Origin of the sequence: Microbaculum mangrovi, assembly GCF_051390635.1 — a bacterium.
In the GTDB taxonomy this organism is placed as follows: domain Bacteria; phylum Pseudomonadota; class Alphaproteobacteria; order Rhizobiales; family Tepidamorphaceae; genus Microbaculum.
The window spans coordinates 538905-554172 of sequence record NZ_JBPODT010000002.1 but is presented as its reverse complement, the minus strand read 5'-3'; the positions used below and the strand labels follow the sequence as shown (position 1 = coordinate 554172).

The following is a 15268-nucleotide window of genomic DNA, read 5'->3' as shown; positions in this document are numbered from 1 at the left end:
TCTCGCCCAAGCCCTGCGGCGCGCCTCGCGCAAGCGCGCGCAGCGCCTTCTCACGTTGTTGTTGTCGCCGCTGAAACCGGGTCTCCGTCCGGAATCTCCGGTAGGGCCGCGTCCGCCGAGGGCTCCAGCGTCGCAGCGAGCAATCGCCGGGTGTAAGGATGGCTGGGAGATTCCAGGATGTCGCGTGTCGCACCCTGATCGACGATCCGTCCCCGGTACATGACCAGAACCCGCGTGCACATGGCCTGCACCACCGCGAGATCGTGGGAGATGAAAAGGTACGTCAGGCCGAAGTCCTGCCTCAGCGACTGAAGGAACTCCAGAATTTGCGCCTGCACCGATACGTCCAGCGCGGAGGTGGGTTCGTCGAGCACGATGATCCGCGGATTGAGGATCAGCGCACGGGCGATGCAAATGCGCTGCTTCTGACCTCCGGAGAGCTCGTGCGGATACCGACCGAGAAAACTCTGGGGCAAGCCGATCGTGTCGACCATGCGGCGCACGCGCGCCGTGATCTCCTGATGGCTGAGGTCCCCTTGTATCCGAAGCGGCTCGGCGAGAGCCCGCGAGACCATCATCCGCGGATGCAGCGCCGTATGGGGATTCTGGAACACGATCTGAACATGACGGCGCAGCGCGCGCATCTCCGTCTTGGTCAGCGTGGCGAGTTCCTTGCCTTCGATCACCACCTTTCCGGCGCTCGGCGCGACGAGCCCGAGCAGCAACCGGCCCACGGTCGACTTGCCGGAACCGGATTCGCCGACGATACCGACGCTTTCGCCCGCCTCCAGCGCCAGGTTCACGTCATCGACCGCAACGACGGCGCGCTTGGCAAACAGGCCCCGCGAGACGGCGAATTCCTTGCGCAGGGCAACAAGCTCGGCGATGCGTTGCCCACTCATTCGAACGGCTCCGGATGATGGCAGGCGACCTGGCGCCCGCAGGAGAACGTCGCGAGCTCCGGCTTCTCCTTCCGGCACAGCGCCGTCGCTTTGGGGCATCGCGGGGCGAAGCGGCAACCGGGCGGCGGGTTCAACAGGTTCGGGATGTGCCCGGCGATACTCTTCACCTGCTTCTGCGGGTACCCGAGGCGCGGCACGGCCGATATGAGCCCGATGGTATAAGGATGCGCCGGTCGCGACAGCAGCTGCCGCTTCGTCGCCGTCTCCACGATGGTTCCGGCATACATGACGATGATGCGTTCGCACATGCTGGCGATGACGCCCAGGTCGTGGGAGATCAGCAGGATCGAGGTATCGCGCGTCTCGACGATCTCCTTCAGCAGGTGCAGAATCTGAGCCTGAACGGTCACGTCGAGCGCCGTCGTCGGTTCGTCCGCGATGATCAGTTCGGGACTGCCCGCGATCGCCGCCGCGATCAATACGCGCTGACGCATGCCGCCGGAAAGCTGGTGCGGATAGCTGTCGAAGACCCGGTCGGGTTCGGTAAGGCCGAGCCTGCCCAGCAGGTCGATCGCCTCCGCCTTGCGCCGCGCCTTCGACCCGCCGTCCCCCTTGACGCGCTCGCGATGGCCGATCGCCTCCATCATGTAGCTGCCCGCCGTGTACAGCGGGTCGAAGAAGGTCATCGGATCCTGGAAAACCATGCCGATCTCGGTGCCGCGCACCTGCCGCAGCCGCTTTCGGGTGGCCGTCAGAAGGTTCTCGCCCTTCCAGCGGATCGAGCCCCGGCGGTAACGGGCGATGCCGCGCGGCAGCAGGTCCAGCACGCTTTTCGCGAGAACCGATTTTCCGCAGCCGGTCTCGCCCACGACCCCGATCGTCTCCCTGCGGCCGACGGCAAGATTGATATTGTCGAGGACCTGCACGGTCCCGTCGTAGGTGGCGAGTTCGAGCGAGAGGTCGCTGACGGAAAGCGTGGTCTCCGTCCGGGTCTCGCTTCCGGCAGGAACGTGTCTCATCGCGAGGTCCTCGGGTCGAGTACGTCGCGCAGGCCGTCCCCGAGCAGGTTGAAGCCGAGCACGCTGAGATAGATCGCCATGCCCGGAAAGAAGGCGAACCACCACCATTCGGGAAGGTAACCGCGCGCGACACTCAGCATCGCCCCCCATTCCGGCGACGGCGCCTTTGCGCCTAGCCCTATGAAGCCGAGGCCGGCCGCGGCCAGTATCGCGGCTCCCATGTCCATGCTCGCCTTCACGATCAGCGGCGAAGCACACCCCGGCAGCAGGTAGCGGAAGATGATGCGCGGCGTGGAGGCGCCAAGCGCACGGGCGGCCTCGACATACGGCTCCTTCTTGATGGCCAGCGTCTTGCTGTCGATCAGCCGGACGTACCCGGGCCACCACACGACGGCCAGCGCGATCATGGTGTTGACGATGCCGGGTCCGAGCACCGCGACGATCGCGATCGCCAGGACCAGGCTCGGCACGGAAAGGAAGAGATCCGTCAGCGCCATGATGGTACTGCGCACCCAGCCGCCAAGATAACCGCCGAGTATGCCCAGCGGCACGCCGACCAGCGCGGCGCCCACGGTGATGATGAGGCCGACCTGCAGCGAGATCTGGGTTCCGATGATGACACGGGAGAGCACGTCATTGCCCATGTCGTCTGTGCCGAACCAGTGCTGCCAGCTCGGCGGCTGAAGCATCTCGGCCATGTTGACGGTGCCGAGGGCGGCCTCGGGATACGGCGCGATCCATTTTCCGAAGAGCGCCAGGATCATGAACAGGACGACGATGGCGAGCCCCAGCATCGAGGAGAAACTGCGCGTCAGGAGCCATACGGCCCGGCGCAGTTCCCTGTACCGATCCAGCTTTTCTTCCGCTTCGAAGCCGGCCCGCTCCGATCCAGGGGCTACAGTCGTATCGGTCATGGTCAGCCCTGCCGTAGCCGCGGGTCGAACCAGGCATAGGCCAGGTCCACGAGGAAATTCGCCAGCATGACGTTGAAGCCGATGATCAGGGTGACCGCCAGAACGGGCTTGAAGTCCGACATCAGCACCGAATTGACCATCAGGAGCCCCAGGCCCGGCCAGTCGAAGACCGTTTCGACCAGAGCGGTCCCTCCGAGCATCCAGCCGTAGCGCAGGCCGATCAGCGCCAGCACGGGCAGCATCGCGTTGCGCAGCGCGTGACGGATCTGGATGCTGAACGTGCCGAGCCCCTGGGCGCGGGCGCCGAGTACGTAGTCGGAGGCCATGGTCTCGATCATTTCCGACCGCGCGACGCGGGCGACCGAGGCAAGGCACGGGAAGGACAGCACCAGCGCCGGCATCGCGATGTAGCGCAATGCCTCCAGCGCCGTGCCCCACTGCCCCCGCAGGAGAGAATCCAGAATGAGCAGATGCGTGATCGGCTCCGGCCGTTCGGTAATGAGGCCGAGCCGGCCGCTGACCGGCAGCCAGCCGAGCTTCACCGCCATGAGGAGCTGAAGCAGCAGGCCGAACCAGAACATCGGCAGAGCGATCCCCGACACGGCGAATACCCTAACGGCGTGGTCAATAACGGTGTCTCTCCACACCGCGGCAAGAACGCCGATGAAGACGCCCACGACGACCGCGAAGCCCATGGCGACGAGCACCAGCTCCATCGTGGCGGGAAAGGCCTCGGATATGTGATCGATGACCGGTCGCGTGGTCGAGATCGAGCGACCGAGATCGCCGGCGAAAACGTCCGAAACGTAACGACCGAATTGCTCCCACAGCGGCCTGTCGAGCCCGTATTCGACGCGGATCGTCTCGACCATTGACTTCGTCGCGTTGGGGCCGGCCGCAAGCGCGGCCGGATCCCCGGGAGCGATGTTCGCGATGAAGAACGTGATGCAGAGCAGGCCGAACATCATGGTTCCGAGAACGAGGAGCCGCCTGACGAGATAGAGGGTCATCGCCTGGTCCTTGTCCGGCCCGCCGGCTCAGTCTTCGATCCAGAGGCTGCCGAAATCGGCGAAGCCCGACGTCTTGATCGAGGTGTACTCGTACCCCTTGACGTAGTCGCGGTGCGCAAGGCGGACATTGGGCACGTAGCCGAAGATCTCCGGCTGATCGGCCGTGATCCTGTTCTGGATCTCGGCATAGATCGGGGCGCGCTGATCCCAGGCCGCCGTCGTCCTGCCCTTCTCGATCAGGGAGAAGACCTCCGGATTGTCGTAGTGGCTAACGCCGAACCACTGCCCCCAGGCGCTTTTGTGGTACTGGGACGACGCCGAGTCGGGATCGGACGTATAGGTCGCCATGAAAAGGCCCGTCATATCGGCGGCCGTCTCTATGCTCTGCGCGTTCGCGACCATGTTGGCCCACAGCAGCGGCGTTATGCGGACGCTGATACCCAGGTCCTTCAGGCTATCCAGCAGGATCAACCCGACGCGGCGGGTCTCGTCATTGCCCTGCTGGTGCACATATTCGAGCTCGAGACCACCATCGGCCCATTCGGTCTTGGCCAGGTAGGCCTTGGCCTTCTCGAGATCCCGCCGCGGGAAGTCCGCGACCTCGACATGGCCGTTCAGCACGCTGGGGAACGGGCTGGTCATCAGCGTCGCATCCCCCGAGTAGAGTTCCGGAAGCGCTTCATAGTCGAACGCGTAAGCGATGGCCCGCCGTAGATTGACGTCCTTGGTCGGTCCGTCCTGATAGTTGAACTTGATCGCGAAAGGGCTGGCGCCGACGTTGTTCTCGATGACGATCCCCGGAACGTTCGCGACCTGCTGGTAGTCCGCCGTCGTCAACCCTTCCACGATGTCCGCCTGCTTCGTCATCAAAGCGGTCCGCTGCGCGGAAGGCTCGCGAATGACCTGATAGATGACGCCACCGAGGCGCTTGTCCTCGCCTTGCGGCCAGCCGCGCCAGTAATCGTCCAGAGCTTCGAGCTGGTAGACCGCGTCCGCACGGAACTGCTTGACCCGGAAGGGGCCGCTTCCCGCCGTGTTGGTCATCATCCAGGCCTGGCCGAGATCGCCGTCGGCGGCCTGCGCCTCGACCTGTTTCGGGTTGACGATCATCCACCACGGCAGATAGCCGATGAAGCTGGGCGACGGGACGTCGAACTTGAACCGCACTGTGTTCGCATCTACGACTTCGATGGCATCTTCCTTGAGATTGCCAGAGAGCATCCACGCAACCGCCTTGTTGATCTCCAGCGCCCGCGCGAACGAGTACTTGACCGCCTCCGCGTCCACCGGATCGCCGTTCTGGAACTTCGCGCGCGGATCGAGCTTGAAGGTCCATTCGGTCGCGTCGTCGTTCATCTCCCAGCTCTCGGCGAGCCAGGGCACGATCTCGGACGGACTGCCCTTGTACTTCACCAGCGGCTCGTAGATCGCGGACTGGAACACATGATGCGGCGAATCGAACCGCTGATGCGGATCGAAGTTGCTGACGGGCGTCCGTCCCCCCCAAACCAGGATCTTGCGCCCGTTCTCGACCTCGTAGGCCATGCCATCGGTCGAGGTCGCCGCAAGCGCCAAGCCCGCAGCCACCAGGGCGGCCAGTGCGGTCGGAGCGACCCCGATTGACTTACTTATACGCATTCCAGTTCTCCCTTGCTGTGTTCCCCATCGTTATCTTTGCTAGGCGACCGGCTTGCGGGCGCGCCGCCCACCGTTCGCCGTCCCGTCGGCAGCCGGGTTGCCAGCGCCGTCGATCGCGACGCCATAGACTTCGCGGGCCTGCTCGGGGCTGACGTAGCCTCCCTTTACATCCGCAATGACATGATCGACCGGGCGGTCGTGGGGATCGCCATAGCCGGCGCCCCCGCCAACGCGGACTTCGACGACCTGGTCGGTGGCGGTGAGCATGTCGACCGAGCCGCTGCCGTAGTCCTGGAGGAGCCCGCCGTCCTCGCCGTACATGCGGAAATGCGCGCCCCCACCGGAGAGCCCGCCCGCCATGCCGACGGCGTTGAATCCCACGCCCTCCGGATAGCAGTTCACCATCACGCGGGGCCCTCGGGACCGGATGCGTCGGGCACGCATCTGCTGTCCGAGACCGGCTCGGGTGCGCCCCGGTCCGGCGCTCTCGGGCACATAGGATTTTTCCAGCACGAGCACCGGCGCGCGTGTCTCGAGCACCTCGACCGAGCCGTTGGACGCGCTGGTCGGCCAGAGCAGGGCGGACTTGCCGTCCTGCCTGGAGGATGCGCCCTGCCCCCCGCCCAGATAGAGGTGCTCGCTGAACTGTCGTCCGTTCTCGTCCTTGCCGAAGAAATGAATGATCGCGGGGAGTCCGCTATAGGCCTGGACGGCATCCGGCATCGCGTCGGCCAGCGCCTGAAAGATGTTTCCCACCAGATACGACCCGGTGAGGTGGCGCAGCCCGACCGACGTTCCGTGGCTGCAATTCACGATGGTGCCCTCCGGGGCCTTCACTGTCAGCGCCCGATAGCAGCCCGCCGAAGCACGGATCGACGGCGTAAGCAGGCATTTCAACGCAAAGAACGTCTTGGCCTGGGTGAAATTGAGCGTGCAGTTGAGCCCGCCCTGCAGGAGCTCGGGCGGCGATCCCGCGTAATCGACCTCGATCTCGTCGCCATTCACCGTGATCGTAACGGGGAAGGTATGACGGGTGCCGTTGCTCAGCGGCTCGATTTCACTGCGGTAGACGCCATTGGGAACCGCCCTGATCGCATCGCGCATGGCCCGCTCGGCGCGCGACTGGATCACGTGGGCCAGCGCCCGCAGGTCTTCCAGACCATACTCTGCGAGGAAGGCCTCGAGTCGCCGCGCGCCGACGGCATTGGCGGCAACCAGCGCCTCTATGTCGCCGATCACCTGCGCCGAATTGCGAACATTGGCTTGAATGAGACGGAACAGATCTTCGTTCGCCTTGCCGGCGCGATAGAGCTTCATCGGAGGGATCTGGATGCCCTCCTCGAAGATCTCCCGCGCCCGCATCCGGTCCTTGGTTCCGCCGATGTCGCTGACATGGCCGATGGAACCGATCATCGCGACGACCTTGCCGTTGCGGAAAACCGGCGTGACCACCCCCACGTCGAACAGGTGGCCCGCACAGATCCAGGGATCGTTGGTCACCAGCACGTCACCGGGCTCAAGCGTGTGTGCAGGGAACTCCCGCAGCAGTTCCTGAACGGCCGACATGAGCGTGATGTTGAAGACGGGCATGGCACGCGGCGAATGGGCGAGCGACTGCCCCTCGGCATCCAGGATCTCGCAGGCGAAGTCCTGCATTTCGCCGATGATCAGCGAGAACGCGGTACGGATGACTGTCAGCCAGGATTCCTCGGAGATGCTGATGAGCCGGCTCCACATGATCTCAAGGCCGATCGGATCAGCCTCGAGCCGTGCGATCTCCTGCGGAAGCGACGCGGATGCCTCCGGGCGCCGAAAGGCTGCCGTCCCCTGCGACAGGTGGATGACCAGGCTGCCGCCTACATCGACCTCGACATGGTCGCCGGGCGGAACGACGGTGGTTGATTCATCTTCCTCGATGATCGCAGGTCCGTGGATCTCCTGCCCGGGGACCAGGGCGTAGCGGTCGTGGACCGGGGTTTCGACGAATGATCCGGTCTCCGGGAACCAGACCGGCCGCGTTCCCTTCGAGGCACCCGATGCGGACCTGGGCCGGGCCAACGAAGCAAGCGCCAGCTTCGGATCCGGACCGAGCGACGTCACGCGCCAGCTGATCACCTCGATGTCGGCATTGCTCGGCTCGCGCTCGTAGAGCTGCCGATATTCCCTTGCGAACAGCTCGGCGATGTGCTGAACGGTGTCCGTGCCCAGAGCGCCATCGGGCACCGGGACCTGCAGGTTGTGGACCTGGCCGGCCAGCCGCAACTCCACCTGGCGTCGGATCTCGATCGTGCCGGCGTCAACACCGGCCTCCGCCACGAGAAGGCGCCCGTCGGCCTCCAGTTCCCCCAGGAGATCATTGACCGCGGCCCAATCGAGCCCGGCAAGCAGCCCGGGAGCGGAGCGGACCGCTTCGTGGCCCACCCGACCGCCCAGGAAACCCACCGCCGAGGCGACGCCGGAGGCCTGCGGCACCACGACCTTCGCCATCCCGAGCGATTTGGCGACGCGTATCGCGTGGGCGGGACCGGCGCCACCAAACGCGACCATCGTGTAGCCGCGAGGATCCCGTCCCTTCTCGACCACGTGCGCGCGCGCCGCACCACCCATGTTCTCGCAGACGACGGCAAGCACGCCCCAGGCCGCCGCCACGGAACTGTCGGACAGCGTCTCGGCAATCGGCGCGAAGGCGCTTTCGGCCGCGTCTCGGTCGAGTTGCATCCGCCCGCCGAGGAAGGAGGCGCCGTCGAGATAGCCAAGAACTAGATTGGCGTCCGTCACGGTCGGCTTCTGGCCACCGCGTCCATAGCAGGCCGGCCCCGGCGTGGAGCCCGCGCTCCGCGGACCGACCTTCATCAACCCCAGCTCATCGAAATGGGCGATACTGCCGCCCCCTGCCCCGATCTCGATCATGTCGATGACCGGCGCGCGGACCGGCAGGCCGCTGCCACGCTTGAAGCGATGCTCGCGCGCCGCCTCGATCATCGGCGCCACGTCGGCGCGGCCATCCTCGATCAGGCAGACCTTCGCGGTCGTCCCGCCCATGTCGAAGGCAATGACATCGTCATGACCGGCGATGCGGCCGAAATATCCCGCGGCGATGGCCCCGCCCGCCGGGCCGGATTCCAGAAGCCGGATGGGAAAGCGTCGGGCCATGGCCGGCGAGGCCAGCTGGCCAGAGGACTGCATCAGGAAGAGCGATCCGGAGAAGCCGCGTTCGCGCAGCGCGCCTTCGATGCTGCGCACATACGGATCGATCAACGGCATCACATAGGCATTCGCCGTCGTCGTGGTGGCCCGCTCATACTCGCGCACTTCGGCACAGACCTCGCTCGACAGGCAGACAGAGAGGTCGGGATATTCGTCGGCCGCGATCGCGGCCACGAGGCGCTCATGCGTGTCGTTCTTGTAGGCGTGCATGAACGACACCGCCACGGCCTCGGCCCCGGCGGCCACCGCAGAGGCCAGCAAGTCGCGCACCTGCCGCGCGGCGATCGGGGTCACGACGGAGCCGTCGGCCGCAATGCGCTCGTCCACCTCGAAGCACATGGACCGCTCGACCAGCGGATCGGGGAAACGAATGAACAGGTCGTGCGCGTCGTAGCGCTGCTCGGTGGCCATTTCGAGCACGTCGCGAAAACCACGGGTGGTCAACAGCGCCGTCTTTGCGCCGCGACGTTCGATGATCGCGTTGGTGACGATGGTGGTGCCATGGACGATGTCGGCGATGTCGGCGAACGACTTGCCGGCTTTCGCAACCAGCGCCTCCAGCCCGTCGATCGAGCCGGCGGCGGGGTCTTGCGAGGTGGTGAGTGCCTTGTGGGTATGAAGCCGACCGCTTTCCGTCTCCAGCAGGACGAAGTCGGTGAAGGTCCCTCCGATGTCGAACCCGATACGGCACTCACGTTGACGTGTCATCGGCGACCACCCTCTTGTATCGCTATGCGATATTAAATATCGTAATACGATAATGCTAGCCGGAGGTCGAACTCTGTCAAGGGGGTTGTTGCGGTGAATGCGATCGAGAACACGGCGGCCCGCCCGAAGCCGCGCAAGGAAGACACGGGCGACGGCCGATTTCTCGGATCCGTCGAAAAAACATTCCAGGTGCTTTCCGCTTTCAATGCCAAGCGAAAGCCGCTCAGCCTCACCGAGATCGTGCGGCTGAGTGGAATCGAGAAAAGTGCCGCCCAGCGCGTGGTCTTCACCCTGCGTGCGCTGGGCTACATCCGGCAGTCAGAGGCCACCCGCCTCTACAGCCTTTCGGCCCGCATGCTCGAATTCGGCGCATCGTTTATCGCATCGAGCCATCTGCACGAGGTCGCCGGCCCCATACTCGAGGCCGTGAATGCGAGTTGCGAAGAGACCGTCAATCTTACCGAGCGCGAGGGAGAGGACGTTGTCTACGTGCTGCGCTATCCGAGCAGGCACGTGGTCAGCGTCGACCTGTCCTCGGGGTCGCGGCTGCCGATCTACTGCACGGCACCCGGCCGCGCGATACTGGCCTATCTCGACGACGAGGAAGCGCGGCGCATCCTCGCGACAAGCGACCTGAAATCGCGCACACCCACGACCAAGACCGATCCTGAGGAGATCCTGGAAGCCTGCGCCAGGGTCCGGGCCCAGGGCTACAGCCTGACGAACCAGGAAGCCTTTGTCGGCGACATCTCGGTCTCCGCGCCGGTATTCGACGAAAGCGGCGCGGTGCTCGCCGCCGTCAATATCGCGGTGCCCTGGCCGCGCTGGTCCGTCGAGCGCGTAGAGGCCGAACTCGCCCCGGTCGTCGTCGGCGCCGCGAATGCGATCTCGCTTGCGATGCGCTCAGCCTGATTGAGGGACTCGCCATGACGTCTTCGCGACTTACAGACTACGTAGCCGAGCTGAACGAATGGGTCTCGATCGAGACGCCCAGTGCCGAACGGAAGTCGGTCGCCCGGCTGCTGGAGCTGGTCGCCGCGCAGTGCGCCCGATCGGGCCTCTCCGTCGAATGGGCGGGAGGCGGCGACGGGGCGTGCCAGACGCTGCTGGCCCGCAGCGGCCCCGCCGGATCCGAGCCCGGCATCCTGGTGCTCGCCCACCTCGATACGGTGCATCCATGCGGAACGCTCCAGTCCGCGCTGCGATGGCGCATCGAGGGAGATCGTCTTTACGGGCCCGGGGTCTACGACATGAAAGGCTCGGCGCTGATGGCGCTCGCCGCCTGGCGCAGGCTTCGCGAAACGGGCCGATCGAGCAAGGTGCCCGTCACCTTTCTGTTCTCGCCCGACGAGGAGATCGGAAGCCCCTCCTCTCGCACGGTCATCGAAGACGAAGCCAGACGGGCTCTGGCGGCACTCGTTGTCGAGCCCGCGCGCGACGGCGGCAAGATCGTTACGTCCCGGAAGGGCGTGGCGCGCTTCGTCATTACGGCGAGCGGACACGCCGCCCATTCGGGATCGAACTTCGAGCTCGGCCGCAGCGCGGTCAGCGAAATCGCCGTGCACATTCCCGCTATCGAAGCCCTGACGGACCTGGCGCGGGGCATCACTGTCAACGTTGGAACGATCAGCGGCGGAACCAGCCCGAACACGGTGCCGGCTCACTGCCGTATCGAGGTGGATGTCCGACTGCAGCGGCTCGATCAGGTCGAACCGACGCTCGCCGCCATCCGATCTCTGATCCCGCGAGATCCGGACGTCACACTTGAAATCGCCGGCGAGCTCAACCGCCCTCCCTTCGACCACGGGCCTGAATCGCAGAGGCTTTTCCACCATGCGCGGACGGTCGCCGCGACGCTCGGCATTGAACTTGTGGGCGTGGCCGCCGGCGGCGCAAGCGATGGCAACTTCACGTCCGCAATCGGCGTGCCGACGCTGGATGGATTGGGAGTGGACGGTGCCGGGGCGCATACCCTCGAAGAGCACATCCTGCTGTCATCGGTGGTACCGCGGATAGACCTCTTCGCGTCCCTGCTCGAGACAACCGACCTCGGCCGCCTCCAAACGGCGTCCGCCGAGTAGTCTGCCTGCACAAAACCAGGACGTTTTCCGCGGCCACCTGCCTTGCCGTTCCGATCCCGCACGCCCGGCGCGCAGATTGGTCTCGTCGGGTGCCTGCCGGAACCGGCGGCGTCGGCTCAAAGCTCGTCGGGGTATGGCCGCGTCGCGGAATCGAGTGCTGCGGCGATATTCGATGGCTGGATTTGAACGGCAGGTGGCGTGATCTCACGATCACGGGAACCACCATCGGCCGGAGAACCATCCTGGTGGTGAACGATATCAGTGAGCGCAAGGCGTTGCAGCGCCGCGAGCATCGACAACAGGAGGCCCTCGCCCATGCCTCGCGCCTGTCGGTCATGGGTCAAATCGCCTCCGAACTGGCCCACGAATTGGGCCAACCCCTGACCGCCTGTCAGAATTACCTCTTTGGCATCCAGAACAGGATCAAGACCGATGCGTCGGTTTCAGCGGACATAGAAGACGCGCTCGGACAGGCGACCGACCTCATTCACCAGGCACGCGGCATTGTGCAACAGGCGCGCGAGTTCATTGCGCGGCGCCATCCCAAGGCAGAGGACGTCGATCTCGGCGCGCTTATCGATCAAACCCTCTCCCTCCTCAAGCATCAAATCAGATCCGTCGGCGCCCGCGTCGAAGTCAGCAAAGACTTCGGCGAGGACACGAACCGGTTTGTCCTGACGTGCCGAAAGGTGGCCATTCAGCAGGTGATCGTGAATCTCGTGATGAACGCTTTGGAGGCGCTTGATGCGTCAGAGCGGGCGGAGAAACGGATCCGGCTGGAGATGTCCCGCCCCCAGCCGCAGACCGTGACGATCAACGTCCGCAACACCGGGCCGGCCTTGCCGACGGAAATACATCCGCAGCTCTTCGATGCTTTCGTAACAACCAAACCGGAAGGAATCGGAATGGGGCTGATGATCTGCCGGACGATTGTCGAAAGTCACGGCGGATCGATCAGGCTCGCCTCCTCGACAGACGGCGATGTCTGCTTCCGGATCACACTTCCGGAGGGAGGAGAAACGATATGAGAGCCGCCGATCGCGCCGTCACGATTCATGTGGTCGATGATGACGAAAAGGTCACGTCATCTTTGGTCTGGCTTCTGGAATCGATCAACATCCATGTGGTGGCGTACAATTCGCCACGCGGCTTTCTAGCCGCGCTGTCGGACATCCAGGGGCCGTTCTGCCTCGTCGTGGACTTGCGAATGCCCGAGCTGGACGGCCTGGAATTGCAGCAGGAGATCAGAAATCGCGGCTACGATCTGCCGGTGCTTTTCCTCAGCGCTCACGGCGATGTTTCAGCGGCCGTCGCGGCGATGCGCCAAGGCGCCTTCAGCTTCATGGAAAAACCCTATGCGCCCAACGACCTTCTGGCCAATATCAACAAGATGATCGAGATCGCCGATGCGGAATTCAGCCGCAGGGAGTCTCATCGCGAATGGGAACTGCGATATGGCAATCTGACGTGCCGGGAAAAGGAAATCGCCCTCATGCTGCGAGACGGGTTCACCAGCAAGGAAATCAGCGCTCAGTTGATGATCAGCCCGAAGACTGTCGATGCCCACAGGATCAACATCATGCGCAAGCTCGATGTGAGCACCCGGTCCGATCTGTTTGCAACCCTCAAGACGGCGTCACACGGATAGAGGCTCCGCCCGCGCCGCCGCTCCTGCCGGCACTACGGCTCGGGGTCGGCGAACGGCGCGATCGAGCGGCGACAGATCTCTCGATTGGAGCGGCGCACAAACGTTGCGTAGGCCCTATTGCGGTCCGGAAAATTGGTGACGGGCGCCAGCGAGACATCCACCGCCTCGGCACTACCGATCATGGAAGACTCCTCGACACGGCTGGCGCCAGATGGGTGACGCGGTCCGCGAGGTGCATATCGCGGAGCAGAGCTATTGCCGCTGGCAACAGCATCATGGCGGCAACGGAACCAACCGGCTGCGCGCGCTGAAGCCGCTGCAGAAGGAGCATGATCGCCTCCGCAAGGCGGTCTCATACCTAACGCTAGACAAGCTTATCCGAACCTCGCGCGCCCGAGCCGAACCGTCCGGTCATCGCCCGCGCCAGCCCTATGTCGTGACTGGCGCTTGCGATGACGAACAACGGGAACGGATTGGCCCGACTCCGGCAAGCGAGCGCCTGATGCGTTCTTCGTCGCGCCTCAAGTCTTCTGGCTGACGATCACGCTCATTCCCCCAGGCAACCGCGCGCTGCTTCGCAGTTCATGCGGCCCCGCACTGACGGGCGCGGCAATGCTGGCGCCGGCCGCCTCCATCCCTGCAAGCGCTGCCTGCAGGTTTCCCGTGCGGATACCAAGCGCAGGCTGGTCCAGCATACGCTCGTCTGCGCCGAGTAGCGCCAGCGTGAGGCCCTGCAGATCGAACGCTGCATATCGCTCTCCATCGCGAAACTTCATCGGCAGCTTCACGATATCTGCAAGGAACGCACACGCCGCCGACATGTCGCTGACCGGCACGAGCACGGAATTCACACGCATCCCCTCGTCGATCGAGGATTGATCGGCACTCATCTGCCGAGCGCCTCATTGGCCAACTCGTTGCGCAGCGCCATGTCGTTCTGACCATTGAACTGCGGCATCACATAGCGCGCAAAAAGCTCCAGCGAGCGGTTGTACAGATCGGACGTCGTCCAATCGCGCACATTGATCAGCAATGTGCCGAACCCACCGGTTTCCTCATTGAGCTCATGAAGCTGGCGGATACAGTCTTCGGGCGAACCGATGATCCACGGAATCTCCTCGACCATCCAATCGAATGTAAGGTCCGCATCCGGCATGTCCGCGTCCTTCTTCATCAGCGCCCCGAGACCGAGCCCGAGCAGATAGTCGTAGGAAATGCGGACGCCTTCGCGGATATCCGCCATCGCCTGCTCCCTGCTCGTCGAGACATAGACCTCGCGGACGACCGCCCAATTGTCTCTCGCTTTTTGCGGGTCACGTCCCGCTTCCTCGGCGCCCTTCACGATCGCATTGGCATGGTCGCGCAGGTCCGGCGCCGCGCCGCCGCCCACAAGGGGGGTGAAGTAGACACTCAGCGACTTCCATCCCCTTGAGCCGCACAGCTCGAAATTGTGGGTGCCAGTCAGTCCGGCAACCGCGAAGGGCGGCTCGGCCTGCAGCGGCGGAACCTGCAGGCGCCGGTTCTTCACGCTAAAATACTGCCCCTCGAACGTGTATGGCTTGCGGCTGGAAAGGAGGTTCCAGATGATCTCCAGAGCCTCGTTCGTGCGCGGTTTCGCTTCTTCGGAAGACATGCCGAACAGCGCGCGGTCACTCGGCAGACCACCGCCGCCAAAGCCGAAATCGAGCCGTCCATGCGTCAGATGGTCAAGAAAGGCCAAGCGCTCCGCGACAAGGAACGGATCATGATAAGGCAGGTTGACGACGCCGGTGCCGAGGCGAATACGGCTGGTGACGGCCGAGGCCTTGGCAATGAGAAGCTCCGGCATCGGGACGTTCTCATAGCCACCCGTATGATGTTCGCCGATCCAGAATTCGTTGAAGCCTAACTTCTCCGCCGTGACAATCCTATCGATGTCCCGGTCGTAAGAAAGCGTCCAGTTCTCATGCGGCGGATGCTCCGGCATGGTGAACAGACCAAACCTCATTATTCTCCTCCCTCTCGACTGCTTGGCGATCCGTGATAATCCGCCGCCATACTTATAACAAACGATTGTTTGTTGCCTGCCACTATATATCCCCTCGACACGTCGTCAACTCAATTTGCATCGCCGCCGCGCGCCCCTTTTGCGCATCGAAAAA

General features: G+C 64.2%; 14 protein-coding genes. 5 read left to right on the top strand and 9 right to left on the bottom strand.

Translation table 11 applies throughout. From position 1 onward, the window contains the following. Positions 1-50: 50 nt before the first annotated feature. Genes ACSF9G_RS09075 through ACSF9G_RS09050 form a run of 6 tightly spaced genes read right to left on the bottom strand, consistent with a single transcriptional unit; the run spans position 51 to position 9398 of the window. A complete protein-coding gene (locus ACSF9G_RS09075) occupies positions 51-902 on the bottom strand; it encodes an ATP-binding cassette domain-containing protein (protein ID WP_436640718.1) in 852 nt (283 codons plus the stop codon). Next, on the bottom strand, positions 899-1921 hold the full coding sequence (locus ACSF9G_RS09070; protein WP_436640716.1) for an ABC transporter ATP-binding protein: 1023 nt from the start codon (positions 1919-1921) through the stop codon (positions 899-901). The genes ACSF9G_RS09075 and ACSF9G_RS09070 overlap by 4 nt, the downstream gene beginning before the upstream one ends. After that, positions 1918-2835, bottom strand: a complete 918-nt coding sequence (locus ACSF9G_RS09065; protein ID WP_436640714.1) for an ABC transporter permease — start codon at positions 2833-2835, stop codon at positions 1918-1920. The genes ACSF9G_RS09070 and ACSF9G_RS09065 overlap by 4 nt, the downstream gene beginning before the upstream one ends. Before the next feature lie 2 nt (positions 2836-2837). Next, entirely contained in the window at positions 2838-3845 is a 1008-nt protein-coding gene (locus ACSF9G_RS09060) for an ABC transporter permease (protein ID WP_261614483.1), read from the bottom strand. Positions 3846-3872: 27 nt separating this feature from the next. After that, positions 3873-5483 carry an ABC transporter substrate-binding protein gene (locus ACSF9G_RS09055; protein WP_436640711.1) on the bottom strand — a complete coding sequence of 537 codons (1611 nt, stop codon included), beginning with the start codon at positions 5481-5483 and terminating at the stop codon, positions 3873-3875. 39 nt (positions 5484-5522) lie between these two features. Next, positions 5523-9398, bottom strand: coding sequence for a hydantoinase B/oxoprolinase family protein (locus ACSF9G_RS09050; RefSeq protein ID WP_436640709.1), 3876 nt, complete (start codon positions 9396-9398; stop codon positions 5523-5525). 93 nt (positions 9399-9491) lie between these two features. Between ACSF9G_RS09050 and ACSF9G_RS09045 the strand changes: the two genes are divergently transcribed. The 4 genes from ACSF9G_RS09045 (at position 9492) to ACSF9G_RS09030 (ending at position 13127) form a co-directional block, all read left to right on the top strand. Then, positions 9492-10310: an IclR family transcriptional regulator gene (locus ACSF9G_RS09045; protein ID WP_436640707.1), complete on the top strand. Its 819-nt coding sequence runs from the start codon at positions 9492-9494 to the stop codon at positions 10308-10310. Between the two features lie 14 nt (positions 10311-10324). Further along, a complete protein-coding gene (locus ACSF9G_RS09040) occupies positions 10325-11479 on the top strand; it encodes a M20 family metallopeptidase (RefSeq protein WP_436640705.1) in 1155 nt (384 codons plus the stop codon). A gap of 89 nt (positions 11480-11568) precedes the next feature. Then, on the top strand, positions 11569-12507 hold the full coding sequence (locus tag ACSF9G_RS09035) for a sensor histidine kinase (RefSeq protein WP_436640703.1): 939 nt from the start codon (positions 11569-11571) through the stop codon (positions 12505-12507). Beyond that, positions 12504-13127, top strand: coding sequence for a response regulator transcription factor (locus ACSF9G_RS09030; RefSeq protein WP_436640701.1), 624 nt, complete (start codon positions 12504-12506; stop codon positions 13125-13127). Before ACSF9G_RS09035 ends, ACSF9G_RS09030 begins: the two co-directional genes overlap by 4 nt. Before the next feature lie 32 nt (positions 13128-13159). Here the strand turns inward: ACSF9G_RS09030 and ACSF9G_RS09025 are convergent, their stop codons facing one another. Next, on the bottom strand, positions 13160-13309 hold the full coding sequence (locus tag ACSF9G_RS09025) for a hypothetical protein (RefSeq protein WP_436640699.1): 150 nt from the start codon (positions 13307-13309) through the stop codon (positions 13160-13162). Between the two features lie 29 nt (positions 13310-13338). Here ACSF9G_RS09025 and ACSF9G_RS09020 point away from each other — a divergent pair, with 29 nt between their 5' ends. Beyond that, on the top strand, positions 13339-13665 hold the full coding sequence (locus tag ACSF9G_RS09020; RefSeq protein ID WP_436640697.1) for a hypothetical protein: 327 nt from the start codon (positions 13339-13341) through the stop codon (positions 13663-13665). Here the strand turns inward: ACSF9G_RS09020 and ACSF9G_RS09015 are convergent. Together ACSF9G_RS09015 and ACSF9G_RS09010 are read right to left on the bottom strand one after the other, a co-directional pair. After that, complete coding sequence (locus ACSF9G_RS09015) at positions 13649-14017, bottom strand: VOC family protein (RefSeq protein ID WP_436640695.1); 369 nt, start codon at positions 14015-14017, stop codon at positions 13649-13651. The genes ACSF9G_RS09020 and ACSF9G_RS09015 overlap by 17 nt on opposite strands. Continuing rightward, positions 14014-15114: an LLM class flavin-dependent oxidoreductase gene (locus ACSF9G_RS09010; RefSeq protein WP_436640693.1), complete on the bottom strand. Its 1101-nt coding sequence runs from the start codon at positions 15112-15114 to the stop codon at positions 14014-14016. The genes ACSF9G_RS09015 and ACSF9G_RS09010 overlap by 4 nt, the downstream gene beginning before the upstream one ends. Positions 15115-15268 lie beyond the last annotated feature (154 nt).

Bases quoted from the DNA above. Each gene is read 5' to 3' on its own strand.
- ACSF9G_RS09075 (WP_436640718.1), bottom strand. From the start codon at position 902: ATGAGTGGGCAACGCATCGCCGAGCTTGTTGCCCTGCGCAAGGAATTC.
- ACSF9G_RS09070 (WP_436640716.1), bottom strand. From the start codon at position 1,921: ATGAGACACGTTCCTGCCGGAAGCGAGACCCGGACGGAGACCACGCTT.
- ACSF9G_RS09065 (WP_436640714.1), bottom strand. From the start codon at position 2,835: ATGACCGATACGACTGTAGCCCCTGGATCGGAGCGGGCCGGCTTCGAA.
- ACSF9G_RS09060 (WP_261614483.1), bottom strand. From the start codon at position 3,845: ATGACCCTCTATCTCGTCAGGCGGCTCCTCGTTCTCGGAACCATGATG.
- ACSF9G_RS09055 (WP_436640711.1), bottom strand. From the start codon at position 5,483: ATGCGTATAAGTAAGTCAATCGGGGTCGCTCCGACCGCACTGGCCGCC.
- ACSF9G_RS09050 (WP_436640709.1), bottom strand. From the start codon at position 9,398: ATGACACGTCAACGTGAGTGCCGTATCGGGTTCGACATCGGAGGGACC.
- ACSF9G_RS09040 (WP_436640705.1), top strand. From the start codon at position 10,325: ATGACGTCTTCGCGACTTACAGACTACGTAGCCGAGCTGAACGAATGG.
- ACSF9G_RS09030 (WP_436640701.1), top strand. From the start codon at position 12,504: ATGAGAGCCGCCGATCGCGCCGTCACGATTCATGTGGTCGATGATGAC.
- ACSF9G_RS09025 (WP_436640699.1), bottom strand. From the start codon at position 13,309: ATGATCGGTAGTGCCGAGGCGGTGGATGTCTCGCTGGCGCCCGTCACC.
- ACSF9G_RS09020 (WP_436640697.1), top strand. From the start codon at position 13,339: ATGGGTGACGCGGTCCGCGAGGTGCATATCGCGGAGCAGAGCTATTGC.
- ACSF9G_RS09015 (WP_436640695.1), bottom strand. From the start codon at position 14,017: ATGAGTGCCGATCAATCCTCGATCGACGAGGGGATGCGTGTGAATTCC.
- ACSF9G_RS09010 (WP_436640693.1), bottom strand. From the start codon at position 15,114: ATGAGGTTTGGTCTGTTCACCATGCCGGAGCATCCGCCGCATGAGAAC.